Annotated in this window: 13 protein-coding genes; 4 read left to right on the top strand and 9 right to left on the bottom strand. The window is 69.8% G+C overall.

From position 1 onward, the window contains the following. The first annotated feature begins 25 nt into the window (after window positions 1-25). Window positions 26-1,570 (top strand): class I adenylate-forming enzyme family protein, encoded by a 1,545-nt coding sequence (locus tag V5F59_RS16065; RefSeq protein ID WP_393976214.1) that lies wholly within the window; start codon window positions 26-28, stop codon window positions 1,568-1,570. A 96-nt stretch (window positions 1,571-1,666) separates the two neighbouring features. On the opposite strand, the gene V5F59_RS16060 is transcribed toward V5F59_RS16065, so the two are convergent. From V5F59_RS16060 to V5F59_RS16050, 3 genes are read right to left on the bottom strand one after another with little or no spacing between them, the layout of a single operon-like run. Next, window positions 1,667-4,051, bottom strand: a complete 2,385-nt coding sequence (locus V5F59_RS16060) for a xanthine dehydrogenase family protein molybdopterin-binding subunit (RefSeq protein WP_393976213.1) — start codon at window positions 4,049-4,051, stop codon at window positions 1,667-1,669. Further along, window positions 4,048-4,530 (bottom strand): (2Fe-2S)-binding protein, encoded by a 483-nt coding sequence (locus V5F59_RS16055; protein WP_393976212.1) that lies wholly within the window; start codon window positions 4,528-4,530, stop codon window positions 4,048-4,050. The genes V5F59_RS16060 and V5F59_RS16055 overlap by 4 nt, the downstream gene beginning before the upstream one ends. Continuing rightward, window positions 4,527-5,414, bottom strand: a complete 888-nt coding sequence (locus V5F59_RS16050; RefSeq protein WP_393976211.1) for an FAD binding domain-containing protein — start codon at window positions 5,412-5,414, stop codon at window positions 4,527-4,529. Before V5F59_RS16050 ends, V5F59_RS16055 begins: the two co-directional genes overlap by 4 nt. A gap of 123 nt (window positions 5,415-5,537) precedes the next feature. Between V5F59_RS16050 and V5F59_RS16045 the strand changes: the two genes are divergently transcribed. The 3 genes from V5F59_RS16045 to V5F59_RS16035 all read left to right on the top strand — a co-directional run bounded on the left by V5F59_RS16045 (window position 5,538) and on the right by V5F59_RS16035 (window position 8,864). Further along, complete coding sequence (locus V5F59_RS16045) at window positions 5,538-6,680, top strand: zinc-dependent alcohol dehydrogenase family protein (RefSeq protein ID WP_393976210.1); 1,143 nt, start codon at window positions 5,538-5,540, stop codon at window positions 6,678-6,680. 21 nt (window positions 6,681-6,701) lie between these two features. Next, window positions 6,702-7,496 (top strand): SRPBCC family protein, encoded by a 795-nt coding sequence (locus V5F59_RS16040; protein ID WP_393976209.1) that lies wholly within the window; start codon window positions 6,702-6,704, stop codon window positions 7,494-7,496. A gap of 345 nt (window positions 7,497-7,841) precedes the next feature. Beyond that, window positions 7,842-8,864: an LLM class flavin-dependent oxidoreductase gene (locus V5F59_RS16035; protein ID WP_393976208.1), complete on the top strand. Its 1,023-nt coding sequence runs from the start codon at window positions 7,842-7,844 to the stop codon at window positions 8,862-8,864. A gap of 9 nt (window positions 8,865-8,873) precedes the next feature. Here the strand turns inward: V5F59_RS16035 and V5F59_RS16030 are convergent, their stop codons facing one another. The 6 genes from V5F59_RS16030 to V5F59_RS16005 form a co-directional block, all read right to left on the bottom strand. Next, window positions 8,874-9,683: a TrmB family transcriptional regulator gene (locus V5F59_RS16030; protein ID WP_393976207.1), complete on the bottom strand. Its 810-nt coding sequence runs from the start codon at window positions 9,681-9,683 to the stop codon at window positions 8,874-8,876. Window positions 9,684-9,761: 78 nt separating this feature from the next. Further along, on the bottom strand, window positions 9,762-10,688 hold the full coding sequence (locus V5F59_RS16025) for a nitrilase-related carbon-nitrogen hydrolase (RefSeq protein ID WP_393976206.1): 927 nt from the start codon (window positions 10,686-10,688) through the stop codon (window positions 9,762-9,764). 21 nt (window positions 10,689-10,709) lie between these two features. Then, window positions 10,710-11,414: an ABC transporter ATP-binding protein gene (locus V5F59_RS16020; RefSeq protein WP_393976205.1), complete on the bottom strand. Its 705-nt coding sequence runs from the start codon at window positions 11,412-11,414 to the stop codon at window positions 10,710-10,712. Next, window positions 11,407-12,147 carry an ABC transporter ATP-binding protein gene (locus tag V5F59_RS16015; protein ID WP_393976204.1) on the bottom strand — a complete coding sequence of 247 codons (741 nt, stop codon included), beginning with the start codon at window positions 12,145-12,147 and terminating at the stop codon, window positions 11,407-11,409. Before V5F59_RS16015 ends, V5F59_RS16020 begins: the two co-directional genes overlap by 8 nt. A gap of 2 nt (window positions 12,148-12,149) precedes the next feature. Next, on the bottom strand, window positions 12,150-13,163 hold the full coding sequence (locus V5F59_RS16010) for a branched-chain amino acid ABC transporter permease (RefSeq protein WP_393976203.1): 1,014 nt from the start codon (window positions 13,161-13,163) through the stop codon (window positions 12,150-12,152). 3 nt (window positions 13,164-13,166) lie between these two features. Next, the gene (locus V5F59_RS16005) at window positions 13,167-14,018 is read right to left on the bottom strand and encodes a branched-chain amino acid ABC transporter permease (protein WP_393976202.1); all 852 of its coding nucleotides are present in this window, start codon (window positions 14,016-14,018) and stop codon (window positions 13,167-13,169) included. Between the last annotated feature and the right edge of the window lie 182 nt (window positions 14,019-14,200).

The raw sequence follows: 14,200 nt of genomic DNA, 5'->3' as shown, positions 1-14,200 counted from the left end.
CGTGGTCGCAATAGTGGAGGAAACCATGCTCAAGGCCGATCTCATCGCTCCCGTTCCGGAATTGCTGCGGCGCCACGCGGCGGAACGCGGAGCCAAGGTCGCGTTCCGCGATGCGGGGCGCTCCGTCACCTATGCGCAACTGGAGCAGCGCACCGCCCATCTGGCGGGCCACCTCGCCGGCCTTGGCGTGGGGGTGGGAGATCGCGTGGCGATCTTCCTGCCGAATTCCGTCGCCTGGGTGGAGGCCTGCCTTGCCATCGTGCGGGCCGGAGCCGTGGCGGTGCCCATCAGCGCCGAGGCGAGCGCGGGCGAGGTTTCCTATCGCCTCTCCGATGCGGCGTGCCGGATCGTGATCACCACCGTCTCGCGCGCCGCTATGGTGGAGGGCCTGCGCGCCGAGGCGCCGAGCGTCGCCGGTCTCCTCCTTGTGGACGCCCCTGCGGGAGACCTGCGCAGCTTCCTGGCGCTGGCGCAGATGCCACCGGCCGCGCCGCCGCGCGATCCCACGGACATCGACGCCGTGTCCTTCATCATCTACACGTCCGGCACAACGGGACGGGCGAAGGGCGTGCTGCTCACCTGTCGCAGCATGCTGTGGGTGACAGCCGCGTGCTGGGCCCCGGTGGTGGGGCTCTCGGCGGACGATGCCGTGCTCTCGCCGCTGCCGCTGTTCCACTCCTATGCGCTCAATTTCTCGGTGCTCTCCATCATCGCCACGGGCGCCAGCGAATACATTCTGGAGAAGTATTCCACCCGAGAGATGATGCGCCTCATCGATACCGGCGAGTTCACAGTCTTTCCCGGCGTGCCCACCATGTTCCATTATCTCATGGAGGCGGCGCAGGCGGAGGGGCGTGAGCGGCTACAGGGCCTCCGGGTGTGCGTATCCGCCGGGGCGATCATGCCGGCGACGCTCAACGCCGCCTTCGAGGCGGCCTTCCATGTGCCCCTGCTGGATGGCTACGGCATCACCGAAACCTCCACCATGGTGACCATGAACGCGGCCTCCTCGGGCCGGGTCATGGGGTCATGCGGGCTGCCCCTGCCGGGCGTCGCCTTGCGCATCGTCGATCCGGCAAGCCTGCGTGACCTCGACGCGGGCGAGGAAGGCGAGCTGATCGTCCGCGGGCCTAACGTGATGCGCGGCTATCACAACAAGCCGGAGGAAACGCAGAGGGCCCTGCGCAACGGCTGGTACCACTCCGGCGACCTCGCCAGGGCGGATCGCAACGGCTTCGTCACCATCACCGGCCGGCTCAAGGAGCTGATCATTCGTGGCGGGCAGAACATCGCGCCCGCCGAGATCGAGGAGGTGGTGCTCGCCTTCGCGGGCGTGCTCGACTGCGCAGTGGCCGGGGTTCCGCACCCCCAGCTCGGCGAGGTTCCCGCGCTCTACGTGGTGCCGCGCGACGCGGGATTCGACGCCGCCCTCCTGCTCGACCACTGCCGCATCCACCTGTCGTCCTACAAGGTTCCGCACGTGGTGCATCAGGTGGACGAGATCCCGCGCACCGGCTCGGGCAAGATCATCCGCTTCCGGTTGAAGGAGATGGTGCCGCCGATGCCCTGACCACGCCGCTGCACCGGCCTTCCCGCGAAGGGGCGGGCGTCGGATCCCCTCGGGACCGACGCCCGCTTTTTTGAGGAGCCCGCGGCGAGAAGTGGCTCAGCCTTGCGCGGAGCCACGAGCGGCCGCCACCAGGCGGAAGATGCGCTCGGGTGTCACCGGCAGCGTATCCACCTCGATGCCGAGGTGGGAAAGGGCATCGGAGACCGCATTGGCGATGGCTGCCGGCGCGCCGATGGTGCCGCCTTCCCCCATGCCGCGAAAGCCACCGAGCGTGTTCGGCAGGTCCGCTTCCACATGAACGATGCCGATGTCCGGCATGGTGGTCGCCACCGGCACGAGATAATCGGCGAGGCTGGCGGTCAGGAGCTGGCCCTCCGCGTCGTGCACCACCTCTTCCAGCAACGCCGCGCCGATGCCCTGTGCCACTGCGCCGTGGACCTGCCCGTCGACGATCAGCGGGTTGATGATGCGCCCGCAATCCTCCGCCACAGCGAAGCGCGCGACCGTGACGCCGTAGGTGCCGGGGTCGATCTCGACCATGGCCAGATGGGTGGAGGAGCAGGCCGTGCCGAGATAGGGATCGTAGGTCTCTGAGGCGACGAGGTCCTCCCGCTGCTCGTGCGGGATGCGCCCCATCTGCGCATAGACGGCGTGGGCCAGTTCCTTGAACGTCATGGTGGCGTTGGAGGAGCGGGCACGGATGAGGCCGCCCCCGGCGTCGAGGTCCTCCACCGGCACGTCCATGAGGAAGGCGGCGGCCTTCAGCACCTTCGCCTTCACCACCCGCGCGGCCATGGTGGCCGCACCGCCGCCCAGCACCGCCGAGCGGCTGGCGTAGGTGCCCGTGCCCATGGGCACGAGGGCGCTGTCGCCGTGCTGGATCTCCACATCCTCGATCCGGCAGCCGAGCTCGTCGGCGACCACCTGGGCGAGCGTCGTCTCCAGCCCCTGCCCGTGGGAGGAGATGCCGAAGGCGGCGGTCACCGCGCCGGTGGCGTCGATGCGGATGATGGAGGTTTCCGTGCCGGTATTGATGGGCATGCCGGGCGCCACGGCGATGCGCGAGCCGATTCCGGTCAGCTCCGCATAGCTCGCAAGCCCGATGCCGACCCACCGGCCTTCGGCGCGGGCGGCATCGCGTGCCGCGACCAGCGCGGGATAGTCCACATGGGCGCAGACTCCTTCCAGGCATTCCTGGAACGCCGAGCGGTCCCAGATGATGCCTGAGCCGGTGCGATAGGGAAATTCCTCCGCCTTCACCAGGTTGCGCCGGCGGATCTCCACCGGGTCCATGCCGAGCTTGCGGGCCGCCATCTCGATGAGCCGCTCCATGGCGAAGGTGGAGGAGGGACGGCCGACCCCGCGATAGGGGCCGGTGGGCGGCTTCGGCGTGAGCACGCCGCGCACGCGTCCCTGATAATGCTCCATGCGGTAGGGACCGGGCAGGAAGCTCACCACCTGCACAGGCTCCAGCGCGCCGGTCCAGGGGTAGATGGAATAGGCGCCGATGTCGCCGATCACGTCCGCCTTGAGCCCGAGGAGATGGCCCTCCGCATCCACCGCCAGCTCCGCCTCGATCAGCTCGTCGAAGGCCTGGCTCATGGCGGTGAGGTCTTCCATGCGGTCGGCCACGAACTTCACCGGCCGCTCCAGCTTGCGCGCCAGCACGCAGACCAGCATTTCCTCGTGGTTCAGCGAGCCCTTGCCGCCGAAGCTGCCGCCCACCTCCGGCGCCACGACCCGCATGCGGCTGCCGGGCAGGTCCAGGCAGCCGGCGAGAACGTCGCGGATGATGCCGGGGATGTTGGTGGAGGAATGCAGCGTCATCGCTTGCCGGCGACGGTCCCATTCCGCCAGGTAGGAGCGGTCCTCCATGGGCATGGGGCTCTTGCGCGTCATGCGGAAGCGCCCCTTCACCACCACGGCAGCCAGCGCCAGCGCTGCGTCCACGTCGCCACGGGCGAAGGTGCGGGAGACGATGACGTTGGTGCCCGCCTCCTCATGGAGGAGCGGGGCGTCGTCGGCCACCGCGTCCACCTGCCGGATGGCGAAGGGCAGGGGCTCGTAGGTGACGCGGATCGCCTCCAGCGCGTCCTCGGCCGCATACCGGCTCTCGGCCACCACGGCGACCACGGGCTCGCCCACATAGCGCACCTTGCCCTCGGCGAGGGGGCGGAAGGGGGTGGCGTGATAGCCCTTCATGCGAGAGGTGGGGACCGCAGGATGGAAGTCGCCGGCGATATCGCTCGCATCGAATATGGCGACAACGCCTGGAATCGCAAAGGCTTCGCCCACGTCGACGGCGCGGATGCGCGCATGGGGCTGGTCGCTGCGCAGCACCGCGAGGTGCAGGAGGCCGGGCGGGGAGAGGTCGTCCACGTAGCGGCCATTGCCGGTGAGGAGGCGTGGATCCTCGGTGCGCCGGATGCGCTGGCCGACCAGCCTGGGGCGCAGTTCCACGGAAGGATCGATGCCCGTCACTTCAGCGGTCCCCTCTCCCGCGCCAGCTCGCGGACGGCGTTGACGATGTGCTCGTAGCCGGTGCAGCGGCAGATGTTCCCGGACAGCGCCTCGCGGATTTCCTCATCGTTTTCAAGGCTATGGTGGCGCAGCATGTCGGTGATCGCCATCAGGAATCCGGGGGTGCAGAAGCCGCACTGGAGGGCGTGATGATGGCGGAAGGCCTGCTGCACCCGGCCCAGCTCATCGATGCGGCCAAGTCCTTCCACGGTCTCGATCATCGCTCCGTCCGCCTGGATCGCCAGGGTGAGGCAGGAGCGGGCGCTGCGGCCGTCGAGGAGGATGGTGCAGGCGCCACAGACCCCGTGCTCGCAGCCCACGTGGGTGCCGGTCAGGCCCAGCTCGTGGCGCAGGAAGTCGCTCAGCAGCAGCCGCGCATCGACCGTGCGCGTCATGCTCAAGCCATTGACAATAAGTGTGATTGTCGCAGCATCGCTCATGCGGCGATCTCCCCGGCCGGGATTTCGGCGCGGTCCCAGGCGGCGGCCAGCGCCCGGCGGGCCAGCACGCTGACCAGATGGCGGCGGTAGTCGGCTGAGGCGTTGAGGTCCGAGTTCGGGGTCACGGAGGCCTTGAGACGTTCGACGGCTTCGCCGATGGCAACCCCGCCACCTTCCTGACCTTCGAGGGCAGCTTCGACGGCTTCAAGCCGAAGGGGCCGGTCGGCCACCCCCATCACGGCGATGCGCACGTCGCGCATGCGCCCTCCCTCCCGCCGCAGGGTGACGGCCACGGCCGCGAGGGCGTAGTCGCCGTGGCGGCGGGCGAACTCCTCGAAGCCCCAGCCGGTGCCGGGCGCGGGGACCTCCAGCTCGATGCCGGTGACGAGCTCGTCCGGCGCCAGGGCGGTAACGAGGGAGCCCAGGAAGAAGTCCCGCGCCGGCAGGGTGCGTGCACCGCGCGGCGCGGCGATGTGGACGAGGCCGTCGAGCAGCAGGGTCATCATGGGCATCTCGGCGGCGGGATCGGCATGGCAGACGCTGCCGCAGAAGGTGCCCCGGTTGCGCACGGTGAGGTGCGCCACATGCTTCATGGCGTGATGCAGCACGGGGATGTGCCGGGCGACGAGCGGGTCCTGCGCCGTCATGCGGTGGCGCACCAGCGCGCCGAGCAGGAGCCGGTTGCCGCGCTGCTCCATGCGGTCGAGGCCGGCGATGCGGTTGATGTCCACCAGCACCGACGGCTTCACCAGCCGGAAGTTCATCATGGGCATCAGGCTCTGGCCGCCGGCGAGGATCTTGCCGTCTCCCCCCGCGCCGGCCAGCACCTCCACCGCGTGGGCGATGCTCTCGGCGCGAACATAATCGAACCGGGCGGGCTTCATGCGTTCTGCTCCGGCATCTGCGTTTCCGATCCCTAGTGACTTGCATTATTAGACTATGATACAGCATGTCAAGCTGCCGAGGTCCCCCTGCGCACGGGCCGGATGATGAAGGAGCACCCCGCCATGAAGATCAAAGCCGCCGTCCTGCGCGCCATGGGCGCGCCACTGCCCTATGGGGCGAGCCGTCCGCTGGGGATCGAGGAGGTGGAGCTCGATCCGCCGGGCCGTGACGAGGTGCTGGTGAGGATTGCGGCCGCCGGCCTGTGCCATTCGGACCTTTCCGTCATCAATGGCAGCCGTCCGCGTCCCCTGCCCATGGCCATCGGCCATGAGGCCGCTGGCGTGGTGGTGGAGGCGGGCGCCGGCGTCACCGACCTTGCGCCCGGCGACCACGTGGTCATGGTGTTCATGCCCAGCTGCGGCCATTGCCAGCCCTGCTCGCAGGGCCGCCCGGCCCTGTGCGAGCCGGGCGCCGCGGCCAACGGCAAGGGCGAGCTGCTCACCGGCGCCATTCGCCTGCACGAGGGTGAGGAGACCATCCATCACCATCTCGGCTGCTCGGCCTTTGCCGAATATGCGGTGGTGTCCCGCCGTTCATTGGTTCAGATAGACAAGGATATCCCCCTCGCCATTGCCGCCCTGTTCGGCTGCGCCGTGCTCACGGGGGTCGGCGCGGTGGTGAACACGGCGCGGATCCAGGCCGGGGAAACCGCGGTGGTGGTGGGCCTCGGCGGCGTGGGCCTTGCGGCCGTGCTGGGCGCCAGGGCGGCGGGTGCCGCTCGGGTGGTGGCGGTGGACCTCGCGCCGGAGAAGCTCGCCCTCGCCCTGGAGATCGGCGCCACCCACGCGGTGGATGCCCGCGCCGCCGATGCGGTGGAGCAGGTGCGCGCGCTCACCGGTGGCGGGGCGGATTTCGCCTTCGAGTTCGCCGGCTCCGCCCGGGCGCTGGAGAATGCCTACCGCATGACCCGGCGCGGCGGCACCACGGTGACCGCCGGCCTGCCGCCGCCCGATGCCACGCTGCCGGTGAACATCGTGAGCCTGGTGGCGGAGGAGCGCACGCTGAAGGGCAGCTATATCGGCACCTGCGTGCCGGTGCGCGACGTGCCGCGCTACATGGAGCTTTACAAGGCGGGCCGCCTGCCGGTGGACCGGCTGATGAGCGGCACCATCGCGCTCGAGGACATCAACGAAGGCTTCGACCGGCTGCACGACGGCTCCGTGGTGCGGCTGGTGGTGGATTTCGGCGGCGGCGCGCCGGCCTGACGGGCAAGGGGAGACGACACCATGGACATGAGCGGCGAGCAGCGCATTCCGGCCCCCCGTGCGGTGGTCTGGCGGGCCCTGAACGATCCGGAGGTGCTGAAGGTCTGCATCCCCGGCTGCCAGGAGCTGGTGAAGACCTCCGACACCGCCATGGCGGCGACGGTGGTGCTGAAGGTGGGGCCCGTGAGCGCCCGCTTCCAGGGCGCGGTCACTCTCTCCGACCTCGACCCGCCCGCGAGCTATCGCATCATCGGCGAGGGGCAGGGGGGCGTCGCCGGCTTCGCCAGGGGCGAGGCCGTGGTGCGGCTGGAGGAGGACGGCGCGGACACGCTGCTGCGCTATGAAGTCACCGCACAGGTGGGCGGCAAGCTCGCCCAGCTTGGCGCGCGCCTCATTGACGCCACGGCAAAGCAGATGTCCGCCGCTTTCTTCAAGCGCTTCGCGCAGGAGATCGCGGCTCAGCAGGCGGAGGAGGGGGCCGGGCCGGCCTCCGGCGCCGGCGCCGCGGGAGACGCGGGGACGGTCGACGCGCCGAAGGCGGTGGCCGCGCCGGCGCCGGCCCGGACGGCGCGCGGCGTGCCTGCCGGGACGCCCGTTGGCCCCGGCGCATGGAGGCCGGGGCAGCTTCTCCTGCTCCTCGTCGCAGCTGTGCTTGCCGGCTATGCGGGGAGCGAGCTCCGGGGCGCTGCATCCGGCGCGGCGGCGGGCGCCCTGTCGCCCGATCTCGTCGGGGCCGCCTTGCTCATCCTCGCCGGGGCGGTCGGCTACCTGTTCGGTCGGCTCGGCGGCGGGGGCGAGCGGACGGGCGCGCCCTGACCAGGCGCCTTTGGGGGGCGCTTTTCGGCCGTCTCCCGGGAGCGCCGTTGTTGGGGAGAGGCGTCATGCCCCGGCTGGTCCGGGGCATCCACGGCGCGGCTTGCTCTTCCCCCGCGTTTTCCGACATTCCGTCGCGGATGGGGGGAGGCCCCGGACCAGCCGGGGCATGACCATCTGAAAGAAGACCGGGGACGCCAGGGCCGGCGGCGGCCCGCGTCGCAGCCGGAACCACACGGCGGCTGCGTGGACTTCACCATCGCGGCATGAGGGGGGCGGCACGGGTGCAATCCCGGCCGTGGCGTCGTAGGTTCCGGGCCTCCCCTCACCGTGGTGCAGTGCAATCCCGTGAAAAAGATCGGCTTCCTCTCGTTCGGGCACTGGACGCCCTCGCCCCATTCCCAGACACGCTCGGCGGCGGACACGCTGCTGCAATCCATCGATCTCGCCGTGGCGGCGGAGGAGCTGGGGGCGGACGGCGCCTATTTCCGCGTGCATCACTTCGCCCAGCAGCTCTCCTCGCCCTTTCCGCTGCTCGCGGCGGTGGGCGCGCGGACCAGCCGCATCGAGATCGGCACCGCCGTCATCGACATGCGCTACGAGAATCCCCTCTACATGGTGGAGGACGCCAGCGCCGCCGACCTCATCTCCGGCGGGCGCCTCCAGCTCGGCATCAGCCGGGGCTCGCCCGAACAGGTGATCGACGGGTGGCGCTATTTCGGCTACCGGCCGGCCGAGGGGGAGACCGCCGCCGACATGGCCCGCCGCCATGCGGAAGTGTTCCTCGACGTGCTCCGGGGCGTCGGCTTCGCCGAGCCCAACCCGCGCCCCATGTTCCCCAATCCGCCCGGGCTCCTGCGCGTCGAGCCGGTGTCCGAGGCGCTGCGCGAGCGCATCTGGTGGGGCGCCAGCTCCAACGCCACCGCTGTGTGGGCAGCCAAGCTGGGCATGAACCTGCAGAGCTCCACCCTGAAGGACGACGAGAACGGCAAGCCCTTCCACGTGCAGCAGGCGGAGCAGATCCGCACCTATCGCGCCGCCTGGGCGGAGGCCGGCCACGCTCGCGCGCCGCGGGTGTCGGTGAGCCGCTCCATCTTCGCCCTCGTGGACGACCGCGACCGCGCCTATTTCGGCGGCAGCGGGCAGGAGGACGACCACGTGGGCTTCATCGACGAGAAGACCCGCGCCATCTTCGGCCGCAGCTATGCCGCTGAGCCGGACGTCCTGGTGAAGCAGCTCGCCGCCGACGAGGCCATCGCCGAGGCGGACACGCTGCTCCTCACCGTGCCCAACCAGCTGGGCGTGGACTACAACGCCCATGTGATCGAGGCGATCCTGAAGCACGTGGCCCCCGCCCTCGGCTGGCGCTGAGGGGCGCCTCTATGCCTCCTCCCCCCGCTTGCGTCCATTTGCGGCGCGGCGCGGGGCGGGGGTGGGAGATGCGGGGGACGCCGCCACGGGGCTGGAGATGGACCACAGGGTCTCGAACAGCACCGACTGGAGGCGGGCGAAGTCCTCGCTCTCGATGATGAGGCCGTAATTCTCCCGCTTCGAGGAGACGATGGCCACCTTGTCGTCATAGACGTACTGGGTGACGCCCAGGCTGATGCCTTCCGGAGCGTAGCGCAGCTCGCGCAATTGCTCGGCGCCGGAGGGCCAGATCCGCTCCACCTCCTTGTCGCGCGAGCGCAGCACCTTCAGGGTGATGGCGCGCTTCAGCCGCTCGGCGATATAGACGTCCATCTCGGCGAGGCCCGGCGTCTCGATCAGCTCGTTCATGGAGAGGATGCCGCGCAGGATGCCGCTCTGGCAGGTGAGGGTATCCCACAGCACCGTCTGGATGCCTTCCTCCCCCTCGTAGAAGCGGATCTGCGGCTTGCCCTTGGCGCGGTTGTAGAGGGAGCGGATCTGCGGCATCAGGTCGCCGATCACCTGCTTCTTCAGCTCCAGGCGCTGGAGCATGCCCACCGGGTCCTCCGCCACCACGTAGCGCCGGCCGCCCCGCTCCTCGATGCGGATGAGCTCCTCCTGCTCGAGGCGCTCCAGCACGTCGTAGGCGGTGGTGCGGGCGAGGCCGGCGCGGGCCGCCACCTCCTGCACCGGCGCCTCCCCCAGCTCCACCGCCGCGAGGTAGAGCTTGAAGAGCTTTCCGGTGATGCCGATCTTGGCGAGCTTGTCTTCCATGTCCATGAAACGCGTCTCTCGCGGCGCGGGGAATTGCGCCGCGAGAATGGAGGAAATCGCGGGACAATGCATGCCCCGCGCGTGTCACGCCTTCAGGCTCACCGCCTGCTGGGGCGTCTCGTTCACCGTGAGGGTGAACACGTCCGGCCGTGCATAATTGCCGGCGACGTCAAAGTCGAACTTGGCGCGGGCGAGGTCGTCCAGATCGAGCTCGGCGGTGAGCAGGGCCTCGGTGTCGAAGACGGGGCCGGCCAGCACCTGGCCGAGCGGATCGATGATCACCGCCCCGCCGCGCATGAGGATGGCGTCCGGATCATCCGAGACGGAGCAGCGATAGTCCTGCGGGAAATCCCCGCGCTTCACCACCTGGCAGGTGGAGAGCACGAAGCAGCGGCCCTCCAGCGCGATGTGGCGCATGGTGGGCAGCCAGGTCTCCCGGTCGTCGGCGGTGGGGGCGCAATAGAGGGAGACGCCCTTGGCGTACATGGCCATGCGCAGCATGGGCATGTAGTTCTCCCAGCAGATCACCGCGCCGATCTTGCCGATGGGCGTGTCGAAGACGGGGAGGGTGGAGCCGTCGCCGAAGCCCCAGGCGAGGCGCTCGCCGGCGGTGGGCATCAGCTTGCGATGCTTGCCCAGCAGCGCGCCGTCCGGGCCGAAATAGAGCACGGTGCAATATTGCGTGCCGAGCTCGCGCTCCATCACGCCGATGACCACATAGGTCTGCGCCGCGGCGGCCGCCTTGCCGATGCGCTCCGTCTCCGGCCCGGGCACGGTGATGGCGGCATCGAAATAGCGGCGGAACTCGTCACGCCCCCGCCCGGTGCGCACGCCGATGGAGATGTCGAAGTCCGACCCCTTCGGGTAGACGGAGAGGAACGCCTCCGGGAACACCACGATCTGGCAGCCCTCGGCCCCGGCCTTGGCGATCCACGCCTCCGCCTTGGCGAGCGAGGCCTCCACGTCGAACGGAACCGCGCCCACCTGGGCGACACCGGCCTTCACCTTCATCGGTCTTACTCCCTGAGAATGTCACACCCCGAGATAGGCGCGCTTCACGCCCGGATCGGCGGCGAGCTGCCGGGACGTGCCGGCGAGCACCACGTGCCCGGCCTCCAGCACGTAGCCGCGATGGGCGACGGAGAGCGCCAGCATGGCGTTCTGCTCCACCAGCAGCACCGAGACCCCCTGCCGGTTGATGGCGCCGATGGCGGCGTGCAGCTCGTCCACCACGATGGGGGCGAGGCCGTGGCTCGGCTCGTCCAGCAGCAGCAGCTTCGGCTGCCCCATCAGCGCGCGGCCGATGGAGACCATCTGCTGCTCGCCGCCGGACATGGAGCCCGCCATCTGCCCCTGCCGCTCCTTGAGGCGGGGAAACAGGGCGAACACCCGCTCGATGCGCTGGGTGATGTCCCTGGCGCCGCGATGGAAGAAGGCGCCCATCATGAGGTTGTCCAGCGTCGTCATGCGCGGGAAGACGTGCCGGCCTTCCGGCACGTGGCCGATGCCGAGGGCGGGAATGGTGTGCGCCGGCCGCCCCATGAGCGCCGTGCCCTCGAAGGCGATGTGCCCCCTTGCCCTGGGGATGAGGCCGGAGATGGCGCGCAGCAGGGTGGTCTTGCCCGCCGTGTTGGCGCCGAGCACGGCCACCGTTTCCCCCGCCTTCACCTCCAGGCTCACGGACGAGAGCACATCCGGCCCGCCATAGGCGGCGGACAGGTCGCGGATTTCAAGCATGTGCGCCCTCCTTCCCGGCGGCGCCGTGGCCGAGATAGGCTTCGATGACCTGCGGGTCGGCGGCGACCTCGCGCGGCGTGCCTTGCGCCAGCAGGCGGCCGAAATTCACCGCCAGCAGGCGGTCGCACAGGGCCATGATGGCGCGCATGTGGTGCTCCACCACGAGGAAGCTGAGGCCTTCGCTGCGGAGCGCGCGGATGACGGCCATCACCTCGTCCATCTCGGTGGGGGTGAGGGCCGCCATCACCTCGTCCAGCAGCAGCACGCGCGGCTCGGTGGCGAGCGCCCGGGCCATCTCCACCAGCGCCTTCTGGGGAAAGGTGAGGTCGCGCACGTCGGCATCGGCGATAGGGCCGAGGCCGAGCTTGTCCAGCACGGCTTCCGCCTTCGCCCGCGCGCCTTTCAGGTCGTGGCGCAGCAGGGCGGCGGTGGTGACGTTCTCGGCCACGCTCATGTCCGGGAAGAGGGCGGCATTCTGGAAGGTCTTGGTCATGCCCTTCGCCGCCACCTTGTGGGGCTTGAGGCCGGAGATGGTCTCGCCATCGAGGCGCACCGCGCCGGAGGTCAGCGGCTGGAGGCCGACCAGAGCATTGAACAAGGTGGTCTTGCCCGCCCCGTTGGGGCCGATGAGGCCGATGATCTCGCCCGCCCCCATGGTGAAGGACACGCCGTCCACCGCCTTCAGGCCGCCGAAGGTGACGCAGATGGCTTCGGCTTGAAGCAGCACGCCCATGGTCAGGCTCCCTTCCCGGCGGCGGGCATCGCGGCCGTCGGCGCGGCCTTGGCCGCAGGCCGCTTCTTCGGCCACCAGGCCATGAGGCCGCGGGGCTGGATGAGGATGGCGGCGATGAGGATCACGCCGAACACGAATTGCGAGAGGCCCGCCGCCTGGGAGGAGAGCGTCGCATTGGCCACCTCCTCCAGCGGGATCAGGAACAGGGCGCCGAGGATGGGGCCGCCAAGCGTGCCGAGCCCGCCGACGATGGCGATCATGGCCATGCGCACGGAGATGCCGGCGAGGGCGAAGATGGAGTCCGGGTCGAAGAAGAAGGTGAACTGGGCGAACACCGTGCCGCACATGGCGGTGAGCGCCGCCGAGATGACGCTGGCGGTGAGCTTCACCCGGAACGTATCGACGCCCGCCACCTCCGCCGCATTCTCGTTCTCCCGCACCGCGCGCAGCCGGTAGCCGATGGCCCCCGATGCCAGCAGATGGAAGACGAGGCACACGAAGGCGAGCAGCCCCAGGATGATCCAGTAGTAAGAGGAGACCGCGCGGAAGGCGAAATAGGCCGGCTGCGTGCCCATGAAGGGAATGGAGAGGCCCACCGGCCCGCCGGTGAGGCTGGCCCAGCTGTTGGCGATCACCCGCATCACCTCGGCGAAGGCGAGGGTGGCCAGCGCGAAATAGTGCCCCTTCAGCCGGAAGGTGGGGATGGAGAGCAGCGCCGCCGCTCCGCCCGCTACGACGGCTCCGGCGAGCATGCCGATCCACGGGGAGATGCCGAGCTTCAGGAACAGCAGCGTCGACGTGTAGGCGCCCAGGCCGAAGAAGGCGGCGTGGCCCAGCGAGATCTGGTTGGCGAGGCCGCCGACGATGTTCCACGACTGCGCCATGGCCGCGAACAGCAGCACCATGGCGGCCACCCGCAGCAGGTGCCCGCGCGGGTCGGCGAAGACGGGCAGGATCGCGGCGGCGAGGAAGAACACCACGAGCGCCACGCGGGCGGGCGTAAGACGGATCCGCATGGCTCAGGCGCCCTTGATGAGGCCCTGCGGGCGCAGGGCGAGAACGGCGATGAAGATCACGAACAGGCAGAGGTTCTGCAGCTGGATGGGGAAGACGAGGGTGGACATGGACTGCACCACCCCCACCATGATCCCGCCCGCCAGCGCCCCGGCCACCGAGCCGAGGCCGCCCAGCACCACCACCGTGAACATGAGCACCACGAACTGCCCGCCGATGGTGGGGCTGACCGTGATGTAGGGCAGGATCACCGCCCCGCCGAAGGCGGTGAGGGCGACGCCGAGGCCGAAGGCGAGCCCGTAGGTGCGCCGCGTATCCACGCCCACCAGCGTCGAGGCCATGGCATCCTGCGCCACGGCGCGGATGGCGCGCCCGGTCCAGGAGCGCTCGAGGAACAGCCACAGGGCACCGGACAGCAGCACCGCGGCGATGAAGGCGTAGAGATAGGGGGCGCCGACGAAGATGTCGCCGAGGCGATAGCCCTCCACCTGGTAGGGCACGCTCACCGAGCGGAATTCCGAGCCGAACGCCATGAGCGCCGCATTCTCGATGGTGATCAGCAGGCCCACGGTGAGGAACACCTGAGCCGCCGGCGGCGCTTTCAGCACCCGCTCGATGAGGGTGCGCTGCACCAGGTAGCCGATGGCGAACACCACGATGAAGGAGAGCACCGACCCCAGCATGGGATCGAGCCCCAGCCAGCGCCAGGCGAACCAGGCCACATACATGCCGAGCATCAGGAATTCGGCATGGGCGAAATTGACGACGCCGAGCACGCCGAAAACAAGCGACAGTCCCGTGGCGATGACGCCGTAGACGCCGCCGAGCAGGATGCCATCGACAAGGGCCTGGAGCATGAGGGTCCCGCGGGGTTGGAGGAGCGCCCCCTGGGGGAGAGGGCGGATCTGTGCGCTTCGGGGGCGAGGTCGTCTCGTCCGCCGGCACGGCCGGGCATCACGCCGATCAGGGCTTGGTGTGATGCCCGGCCGCTGCTCCACCCCGCGCCGAGGGGCGGGGAGGGGTGGGATGATGGGCGGGC

Source organism: Xanthobacter nonsaccharivorans (assembly GCF_043194755.2).
Lineage (GTDB): Bacteria > Pseudomonadota > Alphaproteobacteria > Rhizobiales > Xanthobacteraceae > Xanthobacter > Xanthobacter autotrophicus_G.
Note: the sequence above shows the minus strand (reverse complement) of the source record. Positions and strands in the feature narration are given on the sequence as shown.

Coding starts and splice junctions, on each gene's coding strand:
- V5F59_RS16065 (WP_393976214.1), top strand. CDS start 26: ATGCTCAAGGCCGATCTCATCGCTCCCGTTCCGGAATTGCTGCGGCGC.
- V5F59_RS16055 (WP_393976212.1), bottom strand. CDS start 4,530: ATGAGCGATGCTGCGACAATCACACTTATTGTCAATGGCTTGAGCATG.
- V5F59_RS16050 (WP_393976211.1), bottom strand. CDS start 5,414: ATGAAGCCCGCCCGGTTCGATTATGTTCGCGCCGAGAGCATCGCCCAC.
- V5F59_RS16045 (WP_393976210.1), top strand. CDS start 5,538: ATGAAGATCAAAGCCGCCGTCCTGCGCGCCATGGGCGCGCCACTGCCC.
- V5F59_RS16040 (WP_393976209.1), top strand. CDS start 6,702: ATGGACATGAGCGGCGAGCAGCGCATTCCGGCCCCCCGTGCGGTGGTC.
- V5F59_RS16030 (WP_393976207.1), bottom strand. CDS start 9,683: ATGGACATGGAAGACAAGCTCGCCAAGATCGGCATCACCGGAAAGCTC.
- V5F59_RS16025 (WP_393976206.1), bottom strand. CDS start 10,688: ATGAAGGTGAAGGCCGGTGTCGCCCAGGTGGGCGCGGTTCCGTTCGAC.
- V5F59_RS16020 (WP_393976205.1), bottom strand. CDS start 11,414: ATGCTTGAAATCCGCGACCTGTCCGCCGCCTATGGCGGGCCGGATGTG.
- V5F59_RS16015 (WP_393976204.1), bottom strand. CDS start 12,147: ATGGGCGTGCTGCTTCAAGCCGAAGCCATCTGCGTCACCTTCGGCGGC.
- V5F59_RS16010 (WP_393976203.1), bottom strand. CDS start 13,163: ATGCGGATCCGTCTTACGCCCGCCCGCGTGGCGCTCGTGGTGTTCTTC.
- V5F59_RS16005 (WP_393976202.1), bottom strand. CDS start 14,018: ATGCTCCAGGCCCTTGTCGATGGCATCCTGCTCGGCGGCGTCTACGGC.